The sequence below is a fragment of the Rhodococcus sp. YH1 genome, from assembly GCF_009939605.1.
GTDB classification, from domain to species: Bacteria; Actinomycetota; Actinomycetes; order Mycobacteriales; family Mycobacteriaceae; genus Rhodococcus; species Rhodococcus aetherivorans.
Genome location: NZ_WVTE01000273.1, coordinates 12757 through 28507, shown reverse-complemented (window position 1 = coordinate 28507; position 15751 = coordinate 12757). Strand labels below are relative to the sequence as shown.

Genomic DNA, 15751 nt, shown 5'->3' with positions numbered 1-15751 from the left:
GCGGCCGAACCGCTCGACCGCGGCGTCGACCATCGCGTGGACCTGGCCCTTGTCGGTGATGTCGGTGCGCTGGAAGTGGGCGCGCACGCCCCACTCGTCCCGCAGCCACCGGGCCGTGCCGGCGCCGCAGCAGTCCCGCCGCGAGGCGCAGCTTGTCGCCGCGCCACCGCGGCAGCACGTGCAGATGCGCGTGGAAGACGGTCTGGAAGGCGGACCGGCCGTCGTTGAACACCAGGTTGGCGCCGTCCGCGGCGAAATCCGAGCGTTGCACGCCCCGGGCGATGCGCTGCCCGGCCCGGAACAGCGCGGCGCCGTGCTCGGGATCGAGGTCGTCGAGCCGGGGCGCGTGGACCCGCGGCACCACCAGCGTGTGCCCGCGGGCGATCGGCCGGATGTCGAGGAAGGCCACCACGTCGTCGTCCTCGTACACCCGCACGGCGGGAGCGTCGCCGCGGACTATGGCGCAGAACACACAGGAGCTCACCCGCTCACTGTAGGCGGGGCGTCTGCTCCGCGGCGACCGCTGCGACGAGTTGCGGCAGGCCCACCGCGGCGGTGGTGCGCCACACCTCGTCCACCCGGTCGGACAGGTCGGTCTGCTCGGGGTTGACCTCGACGACGGGGATACCGTGCCGGCGGGCCAGCGAGGGCAGGCCGGCGGCCGGATAGACGATCCCCGACGTGCCGACTACGAACACCACGTCTGCGGTCAGCACGGAGGCGGTGGCCGCCTCCCACGGTCCGGCCGGCAGCGGCTCGCCGAACCACACCACCCCGGGCCGCACGTCGCCGCCGCACGCGCCGCAGGCCGGTGGATCGAGACGGGCGACCGGCTCGGTGGGGGCCGCGGGCAGGTCGGCGGGGGTGCCGCACTCGGCGCACCGCGGCGAGAACAGGCTGCCGTGCAGATGCGAGAGCACGGGGCTGCCGGCCCGCTCGTGCAGGTCGTCGACGTTCTGCGTGACGATCGACAGGTCCACGGTGCGCCCCCAGCGGGCCAGCGCCCGATGCCCGGCGTTCGGCTGCACTCGTCGGACCAGGGCCACGCGCCACTGGTACCAGGCCCACACCGACGCGGGATCGCGGTCCCACGCCTCCGGTGTCGCCAGATCGGCCGGGTCGAAGTGCTCCCACAGGCCGGTCTGCGCGTCGCGGAACGTCGGCACGCCGCTTTCGGCGGACATTCCGGCGCCCGTGAGCACGGCGACCCGTCGTGCGGGCCGGGCCAGATCGAGGATCCGCGCGGGGGGAGTGGGCATCGGGTCAGGGTAGGGGGCCGGGGCCGGACTCGTCCGTACTCTCCTCGTCGTGCCGGAGGACGGCGCCGCACCGTGGGCACGGGGCCTCCGGTTCCTCGAGGAAGAAGCCGCAGTCGGGGCAGACCCGGTGCATCCAGCACACGGGGTCGCCGCCGGCGGCGGGCACGTCGTTCACCGCGCACCCCGCATCCGCTCCGCGAGGACGGCGGCGCCACTGTGCTCGAGGTCCCGGGTGGCGGTGAGCAGGACGACGGACCGGCCGTCGGCCAAGTCGTCGAGGCGCGCCAGGGCTGCACGCGCGTCCGGGCCGTCCAGTTCAGCGAGGTACCGGTCGCGGAACTCGGCGAACTGCGAGGCGTCGTGCGAGTACCACTTGCGCAGCCCGGTCGACGGCGCCAGGTCCTTGGCCCAGTCGTCGTGATGGAACGCGTCCTTGCGCAGCCCCCGCGGCCACAGCCGGTCGACGAACACCCGGAACGCCTCCTCGTCTCCCGGATGGTCGTACACGCGCTCGACGACGACGCTGCGACGTGCCATGGACTCGCCCCTCCTCCCTCACCGCGGATACGGCAGAATTGTGAAGTGAACTACCTCACATTCTGGCATCGTTCGACTGTTCGGACTCGATTCAGACGAAACCCAGCGGTTGCGCCCTTGTCCGGGGCGGGGTACGTCTGACTAGGCTCATCGCCCATCGTGCACGGCCCGAGTCGGCCGCTCGTCGCACATGACCCGCCGCTCATCGCGGTGAGGTGCCGATTCAACGCAGGAGTCGAAAACTTTGGAAACCGAGGATATGGGTACGGGACGTGCGGTGACAGCGCGACCCACCGTCGGCGTCGTTCGGGAAACCAACGACGGCGAGCGGCGGGTCGCGCTGGTGCCGATGATCGTCCCGTCGTTGATCAAGAAGGGGATCGACGTGGTCGTCGAGTCCGGGGCCGGGCTCGGTGCGCTGATCCCGGACGAGGCCTACGTCGAGGCCGGTGCGCGGATCGGGGATGCGTGGTCGGCGGATGTGGTGCTCAAGGTGGCGCCGCCGTCGGATGCGGAGGTCGCCCGGATGCGGTCGGGGCAGGCGCTGATCGGGTTCCTCGCCCCGCGCAACGCCGAGAACCAGATCGGGGCGCTGGCCGCCGCCGGGGTGCAGGCGTTCGCCGTCGAGTCGATCCCGCGGATCTCCCGGGCGCAGGTGATGGACGCGCTGTCGTCGCAGGCGAACGTCGCCGGGTACAAGTCGGTGCTGGTCGCCGCGTCGGAGTCCACCCGGTTCTTCCCGATGCTCACCACCGCCGCGGGCACGGTCAAGCCGGCGACGGTGCTGGTGCTCGGCGTGGGGGTGGCCGGGTTGCAGGCGCTGGCCACGGCCAAGCGCCTGGGCGGGCGCGCCACCGGCTACGACGTGCGTCCGGAGGTCGCCGACCAGGTGCGGTCGGTCGGTGCGCAGTGGCTCGATCTCGGCATCGACGCCGCCGGTGAGGGCGGCTACGCCCGCGAACTCACCGCCGACGAGCGTGCGCAGCAGCAGGCGGCGCTCGAGGAGGCCATCAAGGGCTTCGACGTGGTGATCACCACCGCGCTGGTGCCGGGCCGGCCCGCGCCGCGGCTGGTCACCGCCGCCGCCGTGGAGGGCATGAAGCCCGGCTCGGTGGTGGTGGATCTGGCCGGCGAGACCGGCGGCAACTGCGAGCTGACCGAACCCGGACGCACGGTGGTCAAGCACGGCGTGACCATCTGCTCGCCGCTGAATCTGCCCGCGACCATGCCCGAGCACGCCTCGCAGCTGTATTCGAAGAACGTCGTGGCCCTGCTCGAGCTGATGCTCGACGAGTCCGGTGCCCTGGCCCCGGACTTCTCGGACGAGATCCTCGACGGCGCGTGCGTGACCCGCTCGAAGGAGAACGTCTAGATGTATACCGAACTGTTGGCGAACATCGCGATCCTGGTCCTGGCCGGGTTCGTGGGCTTCGCCGTGATCTCGAAGGTGCCCAACACCTTGCACACCCCGCTGATGTCGGGCACCAACGCCATCCACGGCATCGTGGTGCTCGGTGCGCTGGTGGTGTTCGGCCACCTGCCGGCCGGCGCGCCGTGGAGCATCAAGGTCATCCTGTTCGTCGCGCTGGTGTTCGGCACGCTGAACGTCGTCGGTGGCTTCGTCGTCACCGACCGCATGCTCGCGATGTTCAAGCCCAAGAAGCGGGTGCCGGTGTCGGCCGCCCCGGCGGAGCAGAAGGGAGCCGACGCGAAATGAGCTACCTCGTCTCCGTCCTGTACATCGTCGCGTTCGCGATGTTCATCTACGGTCTGATGGGCCTGACCGGCCCGAAGACCGCGGTCCGCGGCAACTACATCGCCGCGGTCGGCATGGCCGTGGCGGTGCTCGCGGTGCTGATCGACATCCGCGACACCGACAACTGGAGCTGGATCGTCGCCGGCCTGGTCGTCGGTGTGGTGCTCGGCGTGCCGCCGGCGCTGCGCACGAAGATGACGGCGATGCCGCAGCTGGTGGCGCTGTTCAACGGCGTCGGTGGCGGCACCGTCGCGTTGATCGCGTGGGCGGAGTTCCTCGACTCGGACGGCTTCACCACCCTCGCCGAGGAACCGACGGTGCCCGTGGTGGTCGGCTCGCTGTTCGCCGCGATCGTCGGCTCGGTGTCGTTCTGGGGTTCGCTGGTGGCGTTCGCCAAGCTGCAGGAGCTGCTGAACAAGAACCTCGAGCGCCGCCTCGTCGGCGCGGCCAAGGCCTTCCAGCTGGCGAACATCGTGCTCGCGCTCGCGGCGATCGCGCTCGCCGTGTACATCGGTCTCGCGGCCGACCCGGGAGGCGAGCCGACCTCGGCGGTGTGGATCGTCGGGCTGCTGGTGGTGGCCGGGCTGATGGGCCTGTTCGTGGTGCTGCCGATCGGCGGCGCCGACATGCCGGTGGTCATCTCGCTGCTCAACGCCCTGACCGGCCTGTCCGCGGCGGCCGCGGGTCTGGCGCTGAACAACCAGGCGATGATCGTCGCCGGCATGATCGTCGGCGCCTCGGGTTCGATCCTGACCAACCTGATGGCCAAGGCGATGAACCGGTCCATCCCGGCGATCGTGTTCGGCTCGTTCGGCGGCGACGGCGGCGCCGGTGCGGTGGCCGGCGGGGCCGGCGGCACCGTCAAGGCCACCTCCGCCTCCGATGCCGCGGTCCAGATGGCCTACGCCAACCAGGTCATCGTGGTGCCCGGGTACGGGCTGGCGGTGGCGCAGGCGCAGCACGCGGTCAAGGAGATGGCGGCGCTGCTCGAGGACAAGGGCGTGGAGGTCAAGTACGCCATCCACCCGGTCGCCGGCCGGATGCCCGGGCACATGAACGTCCTGCTCGCCGAGGCCGAGGTGCCGTACGAGGCGCTCAAGGAGATGGACGACATCAACGGCGAGTTCTCCCGCACCGACGTCACCGTCGTCATCGGCGCCAACGACGTCACCAACCCCGCCGCCCGGCAGGATTCGTCCTCCCCGATCTACGGCATGCCCATCCTCAACGTCGATCAGTCCAAGTCGGTCATCGTGCTCAAACGCTCGATGTCCTCCGGCTACGCCGGCATCGACAACCCGCTGTTCACCGCCGACCAGACCTCCATGCTGTTCGGCGACGCGAAGAAGATGGTCTCCGAGGTCACCGAGGAACTCAAGGCGCTGTAGAGAGTTCGACGAACCGGGGCGTCCGCACGGAACACCGTGCGGGCGCCCCGCTCGTGTGCGACCGTCGGAGGTGGCAGGCGGGCTGTGCCCCGGCCCGTGGCACCGACGGAAAGGACGCGTCCCGTGACCGAGCACTCAGGGACCGAGCACCCAGGGACCGAGCACCCAGGGACCGAGAGGACGTACAGGGTCGGCTACTTCGTCGGCAGCCTGTCGTCCACCTCGATCAACCGTATCCTCGCGAAGGCGTTGATCCGGCTCGCCCCGCACGACCTCGAATTCGTCGAGATCGCCATCCGGGACCTGCCGCTCTACAGCCCCGACTACGACGCGAACTACCCGCCGGAGGGGGCCGCGCTCAAGGACGCGATCGCCGCTGTGGATGCGGTGCTGTTCGTCTCACCCGAGTACAACCGGTCGATTCCCGGGGCGCTGAAGAACGCCATCGACTGGGCGTCGCGCCCGTGGGGGCAGAACTCGTTCGATCACATCCCGGCCGCCGTGATCGGCGCCTCCATCGGCGCGATCGGCACCGCCGTGGGCCAGCAGAGCCTGCGCGCCGTGCTGAGCTTCTGCAACGCGCGGCAGATGACGTCGCCCGAGGCGTACATCCATTACACGCCCGAGGTCTTCGGGGACGACGGCACCGTCCACAACTCGGGCACCGAGGACTTCCTCCGCAACTACATGCGCGAGTTCCGCGACCACGTCGTGCGGGTCCTGACCGTCCTCCCGCGCTAGCGGCCGTCCACGCGCGCGAGCGTGCGACGGGTCCGCTCACCGACGGAGCCGGCGAGGGCTGCGGCGGCGAGCACACATGCCAACGGCACCGTCATCGCCGCGGTGAGCGACGTCGCCTCCGAGAGCCAGCCGATGGTGGCGGGCCCCGCCAGGAACCCGATGTATCCCATGCCGACGACACGGGACATGTTGCGGCCCGGGGCGCCGGCGTCGATGTTCCCGGCTGCGCTGAAGATCTGCGGCACGGCGCCGGACAGGCCCAGCCCGAACAGCGCCCATCCGGCGAGCGTCGTGGGCAGCCACGGGGAGGCGACGACCGTGCCCATCCCGGCCCCCGCCAGCAGCGTGCCGTACCGGACCACGGCCACGGCGCCGATGCGGGCGCTGACGCGGTCCGCCACGAAGCGGCCGAGCGTCATCGTCGTGGAGAACGCGCCGAAGGCCAGCGCCGCGACCGCATCCGGGCTGCCCAGGTGTTCCTTGACCTGCAGGGCGCTCCAGTCGTTGGCGACGCCCTCGCTGAGCATCAGCATGAACGCGAGCCCGCCGAGCAGCAGCACCCGGCGGGAGTATCCGCCGCGCGGGCCGGCCTCGCGCGGGTGCTCGACCCGGGGCACCCGCACGAGGTGCGGCGCCGAGACCGCGACGACGAGCGCGCCGACGAGGCCGGCGCCGCCGAGGGCGACGGCCGGGGCGAGCCCCGTCGCCAGGGCGGCCGCCCCGACCAGCGACCCGGCGACCCCGCCGACCGAGAACAGGCCGTGGAACGCGGCCATGATCGGCCGCCGGTAGCGTTGCTCGACCGCCACGGCCTGCGAGTTCATCGACACGTCCAGGGCGCCGTTCGCGAACCCGAACACCGCGAGCGCCACGCCCAGCTGCCACGCCGCGCCGGCCAGGCCGGGGCCGAGGGTCGCCACCGCCAGCAGGACCGCCGCGGCGACGGTGGTGCGGTCGCTGCCGAACCGGTCGGCGAGCGGACCGGTGGCCTGCATTCCGGCGATCGCCCCGGCCGCGAGGACCAGCAGCAGGGAACCCAGCGTGGCGTGGTCGATGCCGACGCGCTCCTCGATCGCGGGGATGTGCACCACCCACATCGCGAGCAGGAACCCGTTGACGCCGAAGGTGGCGAACACGGCCGCGCGGGCGCGGCGAAGATCCTGAGCGGTCACGTGTCCCGACGCTACCGCCCGTCAGATACCGGCGAGCAGTTCCGGCACCGGGTCGGTGAGGATCGCACCGATCTCGGCCAGCGCCCGCGCTGCCTGCTCGCCGTCGACGAGACGATGGTCGAACGACAGCGACAGCGTCGTCACCTGCCGGACGGCGAGTTCGCCGTCGACCACCCACGGTCGCGGGGTGACGGCACCGAGCGCGAGGATCGCCGTCTCCCCGGGATTGAGGATGGGGGTGCCGGTGTCGACGCCGAACACGCCGATGTTGGTGATCGAGACCGTACCGCCGGTCAGGTCGGCCGGGGTGGCCCGGCCGGAGCGGGCGGTCTCCGCGGCGTGGGCGATGGCGCCGGCGAGGTCCGGCAGCGACATGCGGTCGGCGTCGCGGATCACCGGCACCATCAGGCCCGAGTCGGTGGCGGTCGCGATGCCCAGGTTGACGTAGTGGCGGGTGACGATCTCCCGGTGCTCCTCGTCCCAGGCCGCGTTGAGGACGGGCTGGTGCTCGAGCGTCCGCAGCAGCGCCTTGGCCACCACGGTGAGCAGCGTCGGGTGACGGCCCTCGAAGGCGGCCGCGCCGCGCAACCGGGCGACGAGGTCGACCGTGGCGGTGACGTCGCAGGTGAGGAACACGGTCACGTGTGGGGCGGTGAAGGCGCTGCGCGCCACCGCGGCGGCGGTACGTCTGCGGATCCCGTGGATCGGGGTCCGGGTCTCGCGATCCGATCCTGTTGCCGCCGTAGCGGATCCGCGTTCCTCCGCGGCGCGTCGGACGTCCGGGACGGTGATCGCCCCGCCCGTGCCGGTTCCCGTCACCTCGGTGAGATCCACGCCGAGGAGCCGGGCCTCGCGGCGTGCCGACGGTTTCGCGTCGGGGCGGTGCCGCTCCCCGGGCGGTGGGGGTGCCTGCGCCGGGGCCGGTGCCGCCGCTGCGGCGCGGGCCGCGCGCCGGCTCACCGGCGCGGCGCCCGGCCCGTAGCCGACGAGCACCTGCACGGGTGAGTCCCCGCCACCGGTCGGGGCCGGCGCGGTGCCCGCCGCGACCGGCACCGCGATGCGGATCAGTGGCGCCCCGACGGGCACGCCGGCGCCCGGCTCGGCGAGCAGTTCGGCGACCGTTCCCGCGTACGGGGAGGGCAGTTCTACCGTTGCCTTGGCGGTCTCGACCTCGGCGATCACCTGGTTGAGCTCGACCCGGTCGCCGACGGCGACGGACCACGACACCAGTTCCGCCTCGGTCAGGCCCTCCCCGAGGTCCGGCAGCCGGAAGACCTCGCTGTGTTCGGTCACCACGGTGCCGTGTTCGCTCATGCCCGGTTCCATGTCCGGCTCCTCACGCCGCGAGGCTGCGGTCGACGGCGTCGAGGATCCGGTCCGGGTCGGGCAGGTGGTAAGCCTCGAGTTTCGCCGGGGGATAGGGGATGTCGAAGCCGCCGACCCGCAGCACCGGCGCCTCGAGCTGGTAGAAGCAGCGCTCCGCGAGCTGGGCGGCGATCTCGGCGCCGATGCCGCAGAACAGCGGAGCCTCCTGCACCACGACGAGCCGTCCGGTGCGCCGGACCGACGCCTCGACGGTGTCGAAGTCGATGGGGGAGAGGGACCGGAGGTCGATCACCTCGACCGAGTGCCCCTCGGTGTCGGCGATCTGCGCGGCGTGCAGCGCGGTGGCCACCATCGATCCGAACGTCACGACGGTGACGTCCGTTCCGGGCCGGGCGACGCGGGCCTTGTCGAGCGGGAGGTCGGGCTCGGCGTCGAGGTCGACCTCGCCGCGGTCCCAGTACCGGCGTTTCGGCTCGAGGAAGATCACCGGGTCGTCGAGCGCGATGGCCTGCTGGATCATCGTGTAGGCGTCGGCCGGATGGCTCGGGCTGACGACCCGCAGTCCGGCGGTGTGCGTGAAGTACGCCTCGGGTGACTCCGAATGGTGCTCCACCGCACCGATCCCGCCGCCGTAGGGGATGCGGATGGTCAGGGGGGCGGTGACCCTCCCGGCGGTGCGGTAGTGGATCTTGGCGACCTGCGAGACGATCTGGTCGAACGCGGGGTAGACGAAGCCGTCGAACTGGATCTCGCACACCGGCCGGTAGCCGCGCAGGGCCATGCCGAAAGCCGTTCCCACGATCCCGGATTCGGCGAGGGGCGTGTCGATGACGCGGTTGTCGCCGAAGTCCTTCTGCAACGTGTCGGTGACCCGGAAGACCCCGCCGAGCCGGCCGACGTCCTCGCCCATGATCACCACCTTGCGGTCGTGTTCGAGGGCCCGGCGCAGCCCGGCGCCGAGGGCGGCCCCGAGGGCCAGCGTGGTGGTGGTCATGACAGCGCCTCCTCGTGGGTCGCGTTCTCGAAATCGGCGAGGTAGTCGCGGTAGCGGGTTCGTTCCTCGGCGATCATCGGATGGTCGGTGGCGTAGACGTGGTCGAACATGCTCAGCGGCTCGGGGTTCGGGGCACCGAGGGTGCCGGCGCGCAGCCGGGCCGCGGCCTCGTCGGCGGCGGCGCCGACCTCGTCGAAGAACTCGTCGCCGGCGTGTCCTTCCCGCCGGAGCAGCCGGTGGAGCCGGTCGATCGGGTCCCGGGCCTTCCACAGTTCGGTCTCGGCGGGGGTGCGGTAGCGGGTGGGGTCGTCGGAGGTGGTGTGCGGGCCCATCCGGTAGGTGATGGCCTCGACGAACGACGGGCCGCTGCCCTCCCGCGCATGCCGGGTGGCCCGGCGGGTGACGGCGAGCACCGCGAGCGCGTCGTTGCCGTCGACCTGCACGGCCGGCATCCCGTAGCCGGCGGCGCGCTGCGCGATCGGGACGGGACTCTGCGACCGGACCGGGTGGCTGATCGCCCAGTGGTTGTTCTGGCAGAAGAAGACCACGCCGACGCCCCACGCGACGGCGAAGCCGAGGGCCTCGGCGATGTCGCCCTGGCTGGTCGCCCCGTCGCCGAAGTAGACGACGGTGGCGATCTCGGCGCCGTCGAAGTGGGCGCCCATCGCGTATCCGGTGGCGTGCAGGCCCTGGGAGCCGACAACGATGGCGGGATTGGTCATGTTGACCGTGGCCGGATCCCAGCCGGAGTGGGCGCACCCGCGCCACAGCCGGGTCATGTCGGCGGGGTCGACGCCGCGGCACCAGGCCACCCCGTGCTCGCGGTAGCTGGTGAACACGTAGTCGTCGCGGTGGAGGGCGTGCGCGGAGCCGACCTGGGCGGCCTCCTGGCCGAGCAGGGGCGCCCACAGTCCGAGTTCGCCCTGCCGCTGCAGCGCGGTGGCCTCGGCGTCGAGGCGGCGGACGACGACCATGTCGCGGTAGAGGGCGCGGAGTTCGTCGGGTCCGACGTCGGCGACGAGCGCGGAGTACTCGGGGTTGTAGACCCGTCGTCCGTCGGGCTGGATCAGCTGGACCGGATAGGCAATCTTGTCGACCACCGTGCACCACCTCGCTATGGCGGGACCGGTCGCCCTCGTGAGGCGGGCCGGCGGACCTGTGTTGTACCTCACATGATCCACGCGGGGTGCAGGTGCGCAATCGGCCGATGCGCAATTGTGCAGGAAGCACGGTTTTGGGGTGCCCGCCGCTGTCATACTGCGAAATATGACCAGTCTCGATGCCACCGACGCCCGGCTGCTGCTCGAGCTTGCGCGGACCCCGCGGGCGACCGGGGTGGAGCTGTCCCAGCGTCTGGGGTTGTCCCGGAACACGGTGCAGGCGCGGCTCGCGCGATGGGATGCGGAGGGGATCCTCGGGTCGTTCGAGCGGCGGGTGGATCCGCGGGCTCTCGGCTATCCGCTGGCGGCGTTCGTCGCCACCCGGGTCGATCAGCACCGGCTCGATTCGGTCGTCGCGGCCCTGGCACAGATCCCGGAGGTGACCGAGGTGTACGGCATGACGGGGCAGACGGACCTGTCGGTGAAGGTGGTCGCGCGCGACGCCGAGGATCTCTACCGGCTGGCCGGGCAGATCCTCGAGATCCCCGGCGTCGAGCGCACCAACATGGCGCTGGTGATGCGCGAACTGGTGGGTCCGCGCACGACGCCGCTGCTCGAGCGGCTGGCGCAGCGATGAGGCGTGCCTTCCGGGGCCGGGTCCCGGAAGGCACCACCGCGGACTAGAGGATCTCGTAGATCGTGGCGTTGGCGGTGCCGCCGCCCTCGCACATCGTCTGCAGGCCGTAGCGGCCACCCGTGCGGCGCAGGTGGTGGATCAACGTCGCGGCCAGGCGACCGCCCGAGGCGCCGAGGGGGTGGCCGAGCGCGATGGCACCGCCGAGGGGGTTCAGCTTCTCGAGCGGCGCGCCCGTCTCGCGTTGCCACGACAGCGGTACCGAGGCGAAGGCCTCGTTGACCTCGAACGCGTCGATGTCGTCGAGCGACAGTCCCGACCGCTTCAGCGCCAGGGCGGTGGCCGGGATGGGGCCGGTGAGCATCTTGACCGGATCGTCGCCGGTGACCACGGCGGTGTGCACGCGCGCGAGCGGGGTCAGGCCCAGCGCCTTCGCCTTCTCCGAGGTGGTGATCAGCAGCCCGGAGGCGCCGTCGGAGATCTGGGACGCGTTGCCGGCGGTGACCACTCCGTTCTCCCGGAACGGGGCCTTGAGGCCCGCGAGCTTCTCGACGGTGGAGCCGCGCCGGATGCCCTCGTCCGCGGCGATCACGGTGCCGTCCGCCAGGGTGTACGGCGCGATCTCGTCCGTGAACAACCCCTCGTCCTGCGCGCGGGCGGCCCGCTCGTGCGACCGGACGGAGTACTCGTCGAGCTCGGTGCGGGAGATGCCCCACTGCTCGGCGATGATCTCGGCGCCCACGCCCTGGTTGAAGCGGCCGTGGAAGCCGGGCGCGGTGAGCTCGTCGGCGTACCGCTCGCGGGCCGGGCCGCCCATCTGCCCGGTGCCCTCGGGGGCGGAGGAACCCAGCGGGATCGCCGACATGATCTCGACGCCGCCGGCGACGACGAGATCGGCCTGGCCGGAGATCACCGCCGCGGCCGCCGTCGAGACGGCCTGCTGCGACGAGCCGCACTGCCGGTCGATGGTGAAGCCGGGCACCGATTCCGGCCAGCCCGCGCCGAGCACGGCCATGCGGCCGATGTTGCCCGACTGCATGCCGACGGATTGCACGGTGCCCCAGTGCACGTCGTCGACGAGCGCCGGGTCGATGCCGGTGCGTTCGGCGATGGTGCGCAGGACGTGGGCGGACAGCTCGACGGCGTGGACGCCGGACAGGCCGCCGCCCCGCTTGCCGATGGGGGTACGAACGGCTTCGACGATGACAGCATCGCGCATCTTGGGATCGCTCTCTCTCGGGGACGTGCGGATGCCCCGGAGTGTAATCCGGTAGATGAATACAATGCCAAGCGGATGCTTGGTGGTCGGGAGCTATTCCGCTGGGGGCGTCACCAGCTGGGCGACCGCCTTCTTGATCTCCTTGGGGATCGCCACGGGACGTCGCGTGCGGGCGTCGACGTACACGTGCACGAAACGCCCGGTCGCCGCCGGCTGCAGCCCGCCTTCGCCGTCCTCCCGGAAGATGGCCAGCGAATAGGTGACACTGCGGGTTCCCAGCCGCTCCACCGCCAGGCCGACGCGCAGCCGGTCCGGGAACGACAGCTCCGCCAGATACCGGCACGACGTCTCTGCGACCACGCCGATCGCGTCCAGCTCCCGGATGTCGACCCCGGTCGTGGCCATCAGCCATCCGTTGACCGCGGAGTCGAAGTACGAGTAGTAGGTGACGTTGTTGACGTGGCCGTAGTGGTCGTTGTCCGCCCACCGGGTCTGCATCGGCCAGAGGACCGGGAACCGGGCGGGAACGGGTGGGTCGGCGGCGGGCGTCGTCGGCTGGCGGTTCGTCACCGTGCTGACGATAGTCCCACGCGGACGGCAAGTCCGACCATCAACGCCCAGAATGCCGATCCGATACCGAACAGGGTCGATCCGGACGCCGCGACCAGGAACGTCACGACCGCTGCTTCGCGCTCCGGCGCGTCGCGCAGAGCCGAGGCCAGGGCCCCGCCGAGCGTCGCGAGCAGGGCCAATCCGGCCACCGCCTCGACCACCCCGTCCGGTGCCATCGCCACGACCGTCGCGAGCCCGCTCGAGCACAGGGCCAGCGCGAGATACGACCAGCCCGCAGACCACGCCGCCACCCACCGGCGTGCCGGATCCGGGTCCGCCTCGGGCGCCGCCGCCAGCGCCGCACTGATCGCCGCGAGGTTGATCGCGTGCCCACCGGCCGGCGCGCCCACGACGGTGCCGAGGCCCGTGACCGTCATCGCCGCCCGCCACGGCGTGGCGTAACCGAACGAGTCGAGCACTGCGGTGCCCGGGATGTTCTGCGACGCCATCGTCACGATGTACAGGGGCACGGCGATGCCGAGCAGCGCCTGCCACGTCCACGCCGGAGCCGTGAGATCGATCGAGGGCAGCAGATCCCGCGCCGCGGGCCGGGTTCCCGAGCGCGACAGGTGGATTGCCACGACCACCGCGGCCGTCGCGAACGCCCCCGGCACCGCCCAGCGCGGCCGCAGCCGCTGCAGCACGAGCCACGTCGCCACCACGGGCAGGATCGAGGCGGGCGAGGACATCACCCCCTCGACCGGGGCGAGGCAGAGCGGGACGAGCACCCCGGCGAGCATGGCCTGCGCCAGTGGCGTCGGGATCGCCGCGATCAGGGCGCCGAGCCGCGGCCACAGCCCCGTCAGGACGATCGCGGCGCCCACGACGACGAACGCGCCCACCGCGGCCGGCCATCCGCCCGCCACCACGCCGGTGCCGGCGAGCAGCGCGGCGCCGGGCGTGGACCACGCGAGGGTGATCGGTGTGCGGTACCGCCGCGCCAGCCACAGGATGCCGAGCCCCTGCGTCACACAGAGCGCCAGCAGACCGGACGCCGCCTCCGACGGCGACGCCCCGACCGCCCGCAGTCCCGTCAGCACCACCGCGAACGAACTGGTGAATCCGACGAGGGCCGTGACGATGCCCGCCCCGATCGGCTGGGTGAGCGGGGCGGGACGGGTGGGCGCGGGAGCATCTGACCCGGGCGGCATTCTGCCGCAGTGGACCCGGGCGGCATTCTGCCGCAGTGGACCCGGGCGGCATTCTGCCGCAGTGGACCCGGGCGGCATTCTGCCGCAGTGGACGCCGCCGCACCTCCCGTGTCGCGCGGCGCCCACCGCGCGGGCGTGCCAGGATCGGAGCCATGGTTGCGAATCCCGTGCTGATGACCGTGAGCGAACTGGCCGATCTCGTCGAGGTGGGCAGGCCGCCGGTTCTGCTGGACGTGCGCTGGTCGCTCGACGACCCGAACGGCGAGGACCGCTACCACGAGGGTCACATCCCCGGAGCGGTGTACGTCGACCTCGAGACCGAGCTCGCCGATCCGGGCTCGCCCGAGCGAGGCCGTCACCCCCTGCCGGACGTGGTGCGGCTGCAGGACCACGCGCGACGGTGGGGGATCGACGACGGCGACACCGTCGCCGTCTACGACGACACCGGGGGCCTCGCCGCCGCCCGGGCCTGGTGGCTGCTGCGCTGGGCGGGCCTTCGGGACGTGCGCCTGCTCAACGGCGGGCTGTCGCTGTGGACGGCGGAGGGACATGGCCTCGCGGCCGGGCCGGGGGAGGCCGTGAAGCCGGGATCGGTGACCCTGCGCGGCGGCCGGATGTCCACCGTCGGCATCGACGAGGCGGCCGAGTTCCCTTCGCGGGGAACCCTGCTCGATGCGCGGGCCGCGGCGCGGTACCGGGGCGACGAGGAGCCCGTCGATCCGCGCGCCGGCCACATCCCCGGCGCGGTCAGCGCCCCCGCCACGGACAACCTCCGCGAGGACGGCACGTTCCGGACCGCCGAGGAACTCGCCGACCGCTTCGCGACCGTGTGCGGGGACGGTCCCGTCGCCGTCTACTGCGGATCCGGGGTGACCGCGACCCATCAGATTGCGGCGCTCGCCCTCGCCGGGATCGACGCAGCCCTGTTCCCGGGCTCGTGGTCGCAGTGGTGCCGGGACCCGGCCCGGGAGATCGCCACCGGAGCGTGAATGCCGGGGCTCAGGCCGCGGATCGGGAGAACTCCGACGCGCGGCGCACCTGCTCGGGCGTCGGGGTCACGCCGGTGTACAGCGCGAACTGCTGCGCCGCCTGCAGGGCGATGACCTCGGCGCCGGTGATCACGGGCAGTCCCCGCTCCCGGGCCGCGCGGATCAGCGGCGTCTGCGGGGGCATCGCCACCACGTCGAACACCGTCGTCGCCGCGCCCACCGCGGCTTCGGGGAACGGCAGCTGCCCGGATTCCGGCCCGCCCGCCATCCCGATCGGCGTGGCGTTGACGAGCAGGCCCGGAGCGAGCTCGCCGAGCTCGGGCCGCCAGTCGAACCCGTACTGCTGCGCGAGCGGGCGACCGGTCTTCTCGTTGCGGGCGATCACCGACACGTTCGCGAACCCGCTGTCGCGCAGGGCCGCCACAACCGCCTTTGCCATCCCGCCGCTGCCGGCGACGGCGGCCGGCAACGCGGGGTCGACCTCGTGCTCGCGCAGCAGATCCACCACCGCCTGGTAGTCGGTGTTGTAGGCGTGCAGCACCCCGTTCTCGTTGACGACGGTGTTCACCGACTCGATGGCCCGCGCCGAGTCGTGCAGCTCGTCGATCAGGGGAATGACCGCTTCCTTGAACGGCATCGACACCCCGCACCCGCGGATGCCGAGGCCGCGGATCCCGGCCACCGCCGCCGGCAGGTCGGTCGTCGTGAACGCCTTGTACACGAAGTCCAGGCCGAGTTCGTCGTAGAGGTAGTTGTGGAAGCGGGTGCCGATGTTGCTCGGGCGGCCCGACAGCGAGATGCACAGGCGGGTGTCCTTGGTGATGCGCGAAACCATGAGTGCCACGCTAGTTCCCTGCGCCCGGATGCGGGGCA

The 15751-nt window shown here is 72.0% G+C and carries 18 protein-coding genes; 6 read left to right on the top strand and 12 right to left on the bottom strand.

Annotation, left to right across the window (positions count from 1 at the left end; genetic code table 11):
- From AIIKEEIJ_RS28275 to AIIKEEIJ_RS28265, 4 genes are all read right to left on the bottom strand, one after another.
- Window positions 1–484 (bottom strand): HIT family protein (locus AIIKEEIJ_RS28275; RefSeq protein ID WP_443217125.1); only part of this gene is annotated, 484 nt, incomplete at its 3' end.
- Window positions 485–488: 4 nt separating this feature from the next.
- Window positions 489–1259 (bottom strand): SIR2 family NAD-dependent protein deacylase, encoded by a 771-nt coding sequence (locus tag AIIKEEIJ_RS28270; protein WP_161997048.1) that lies wholly within the window; start codon window positions 1257–1259, stop codon window positions 489–491.
- 4 nt (window positions 1260–1263) lie between these two features.
- On the bottom strand, window positions 1264–1434 hold the full coding sequence (locus AIIKEEIJ_RS32740) for a hypothetical protein (RefSeq protein WP_164528083.1): 171 nt from the start codon (window positions 1432–1434) through the stop codon (window positions 1264–1266).
- Window positions 1431–1796: a DUF488 domain-containing protein gene (locus AIIKEEIJ_RS28265; RefSeq protein WP_006940140.1), complete on the bottom strand. Its 366-nt coding sequence runs from the start codon at window positions 1794–1796 to the stop codon at window positions 1431–1433. Before AIIKEEIJ_RS28265 ends, AIIKEEIJ_RS32740 begins: the two co-directional genes overlap by 4 nt.
- Window positions 1797–2055: 259 nt before the next feature.
- Here AIIKEEIJ_RS28265 and AIIKEEIJ_RS28260 point away from each other — a divergent pair, with 259 nt between their 5' ends.
- From AIIKEEIJ_RS28260 to AIIKEEIJ_RS28245, 4 genes are all read left to right on the top strand, one after another.
- Window positions 2056–3168, top strand: coding sequence for a Re/Si-specific NAD(P)(+) transhydrogenase subunit alpha (locus AIIKEEIJ_RS28260; RefSeq protein ID WP_161997047.1), 1113 nt, complete (start codon window positions 2056–2058; stop codon window positions 3166–3168).
- Entirely contained in the window at window positions 3169–3513 is a 345-nt protein-coding gene (locus tag AIIKEEIJ_RS28255) for an NAD(P) transhydrogenase subunit alpha (RefSeq protein ID WP_006940142.1), read from the top strand.
- A complete protein-coding gene (locus AIIKEEIJ_RS28250) occupies window positions 3510–4940 on the top strand; it encodes an NAD(P)(+) transhydrogenase (Re/Si-specific) subunit beta (protein WP_161997046.1) in 1431 nt (476 codons plus the stop codon). The genes AIIKEEIJ_RS28255 and AIIKEEIJ_RS28250 overlap by 4 nt, the downstream gene beginning before the upstream one ends.
- Before the next feature lie 123 nt (window positions 4941–5063).
- Window positions 5064–5681, top strand: a complete 618-nt coding sequence (locus tag AIIKEEIJ_RS28245; RefSeq protein WP_161997045.1) for an NADPH-dependent FMN reductase — start codon at window positions 5064–5066, stop codon at window positions 5679–5681.
- On the opposite strand, the gene AIIKEEIJ_RS28240 is transcribed toward AIIKEEIJ_RS28245, so the two are convergent.
- Genes AIIKEEIJ_RS28240 through pdhA form a run of 4 tightly spaced genes read right to left on the bottom strand, consistent with a single transcriptional unit; the run spans window position 5678 to window position 10273 of the window.
- A complete protein-coding gene (locus AIIKEEIJ_RS28240) occupies window positions 5678–6853 on the bottom strand; it encodes an MFS transporter (protein ID WP_029542883.1) in 1176 nt (391 codons plus the stop codon). The genes AIIKEEIJ_RS28245 and AIIKEEIJ_RS28240 overlap by 4 nt on opposite strands.
- 21 nt (window positions 6854–6874) lie before the next feature.
- On the bottom strand, window positions 6875–8179 hold the full coding sequence (locus AIIKEEIJ_RS28235) for a 2-oxo acid dehydrogenase subunit E2 (protein WP_161997044.1): 1305 nt from the start codon (window positions 8177–8179) through the stop codon (window positions 6875–6877).
- A 10-nt stretch (window positions 8180–8189) separates the two neighbouring features.
- Complete coding sequence (locus AIIKEEIJ_RS28230; protein ID WP_006940154.1) at window positions 8190–9173, bottom strand: alpha-ketoacid dehydrogenase subunit beta; 984 nt, start codon at window positions 9171–9173, stop codon at window positions 8190–8192.
- Window positions 9170–10273, bottom strand: a complete 1104-nt coding sequence (pdhA, locus tag AIIKEEIJ_RS28225; RefSeq protein WP_006940155.1) for a pyruvate dehydrogenase (acetyl-transferring) E1 component subunit alpha — start codon at window positions 10271–10273, stop codon at window positions 9170–9172. The genes AIIKEEIJ_RS28230 and pdhA overlap by 4 nt, the downstream gene beginning before the upstream one ends.
- 166 nt (window positions 10274–10439) lie before the next feature.
- Here pdhA and AIIKEEIJ_RS28220 point away from each other — a divergent pair, with 166 nt between their 5' ends.
- Window positions 10440–10910, top strand: coding sequence for an Lrp/AsnC ligand binding domain-containing protein (locus AIIKEEIJ_RS28220; RefSeq protein ID WP_161997043.1), 471 nt, complete (start codon window positions 10440–10442; stop codon window positions 10908–10910).
- Window positions 10911–10953: 43 nt separating this feature from the next.
- Here AIIKEEIJ_RS28220 and AIIKEEIJ_RS28215 read toward each other — a convergent pair whose 3' ends face one another.
- From AIIKEEIJ_RS28215 to AIIKEEIJ_RS28205, 3 genes are all read right to left on the bottom strand, one after another.
- Complete coding sequence (locus tag AIIKEEIJ_RS28215; RefSeq protein WP_029542887.1) at window positions 10954–12126, bottom strand: thiolase family protein; 1173 nt, start codon at window positions 12124–12126, stop codon at window positions 10954–10956.
- A gap of 93 nt (window positions 12127–12219) precedes the next feature.
- Window positions 12220–12696, bottom strand: a complete 477-nt coding sequence (locus AIIKEEIJ_RS28210) for an acyl-CoA thioesterase (RefSeq protein WP_006940160.1) — start codon at window positions 12694–12696, stop codon at window positions 12220–12222.
- On the bottom strand, window positions 12693–13889 hold the full coding sequence (locus AIIKEEIJ_RS28205; RefSeq protein ID WP_161997042.1) for a benzoate/H(+) symporter BenE family transporter: 1197 nt from the start codon (window positions 13887–13889) through the stop codon (window positions 12693–12695). The genes AIIKEEIJ_RS28210 and AIIKEEIJ_RS28205 overlap by 4 nt, the downstream gene beginning before the upstream one ends.
- Window positions 13890–14041: 152 nt before the next feature.
- Here AIIKEEIJ_RS28205 and AIIKEEIJ_RS28200 point away from each other — a divergent pair, with 152 nt between their 5' ends.
- Entirely contained in the window at window positions 14042–14878 is an 837-nt protein-coding gene (locus tag AIIKEEIJ_RS28200) for a rhodanese-like domain-containing protein (RefSeq protein ID WP_161997041.1), read from the top strand.
- A gap of 10 nt (window positions 14879–14888) precedes the next feature.
- Here the strand turns inward: AIIKEEIJ_RS28200 and AIIKEEIJ_RS28195 are convergent, their stop codons facing one another.
- Complete coding sequence (locus AIIKEEIJ_RS28195; RefSeq protein WP_161997040.1) at window positions 14889–15713, bottom strand: shikimate 5-dehydrogenase; 825 nt, start codon at window positions 15711–15713, stop codon at window positions 14889–14891.
- Between the last annotated feature and the right edge of the window lie 38 nt (window positions 15714–15751).

What these genes read in the sequence shown, in the direction of transcription:
- AIIKEEIJ_RS28260 (WP_161997047.1), top strand. Translation starts at nt 2,056, where the DNA reads ATGGGTACGGGACGTGCGGTGACAGCGCGACCCACCGTCGGCGTCGTT.
- AIIKEEIJ_RS28255 (WP_006940142.1), top strand. Translation starts at nt 3,169, where the DNA reads ATGTATACCGAACTGTTGGCGAACATCGCGATCCTGGTCCTGGCCGGG.
- AIIKEEIJ_RS28195 (WP_161997040.1), bottom strand. Translation starts at nt 15,713, where the DNA reads ATGGTTTCGCGCATCACCAAGGACACCCGCCTGTGCATCTCGCTGTCG.
- AIIKEEIJ_RS28265 (WP_006940140.1), bottom strand. Translation starts at nt 1,796, where the DNA reads ATGGCACGTCGCAGCGTCGTCGTCGAGCGCGTGTACGACCATCCGGGA.
- AIIKEEIJ_RS28215 (WP_029542887.1), bottom strand. Translation starts at nt 12,126, where the DNA reads ATGCGCGATGCTGTCATCGTCGAAGCCGTTCGTACCCCCATCGGCAAG.
- AIIKEEIJ_RS28230 (WP_006940154.1), bottom strand. Translation starts at nt 9,173, where the DNA reads ATGACCACCACCACGCTGGCCCTCGGGGCCGCCCTCGGCGCCGGGCTG.
- AIIKEEIJ_RS28205 (WP_161997042.1), bottom strand. Translation starts at nt 13,889, where the DNA reads ATGCCGCCCGGGTCAGATGCTCCCGCGCCCACCCGTCCCGCCCCGCTC.
- AIIKEEIJ_RS28220 (WP_161997043.1), top strand. Translation starts at nt 10,440, where the DNA reads ATGACCAGTCTCGATGCCACCGACGCCCGGCTGCTGCTCGAGCTTGCG.
- AIIKEEIJ_RS28250 (WP_161997046.1), top strand. Translation starts at nt 3,510, where the DNA reads ATGAGCTACCTCGTCTCCGTCCTGTACATCGTCGCGTTCGCGATGTTC.
- AIIKEEIJ_RS28200 (WP_161997041.1), top strand. Translation starts at nt 14,042, where the DNA reads ATGGTTGCGAATCCCGTGCTGATGACCGTGAGCGAACTGGCCGATCTC.
- AIIKEEIJ_RS28235 (WP_161997044.1), bottom strand. Translation starts at nt 8,179, where the DNA reads ATGGAACCGGGCATGAGCGAACACGGCACCGTGGTGACCGAACACAGC.
- AIIKEEIJ_RS28270 (WP_161997048.1), bottom strand. Translation starts at nt 1,259, where the DNA reads ATGCCCACTCCCCCCGCGCGGATCCTCGATCTGGCCCGGCCCGCACGA.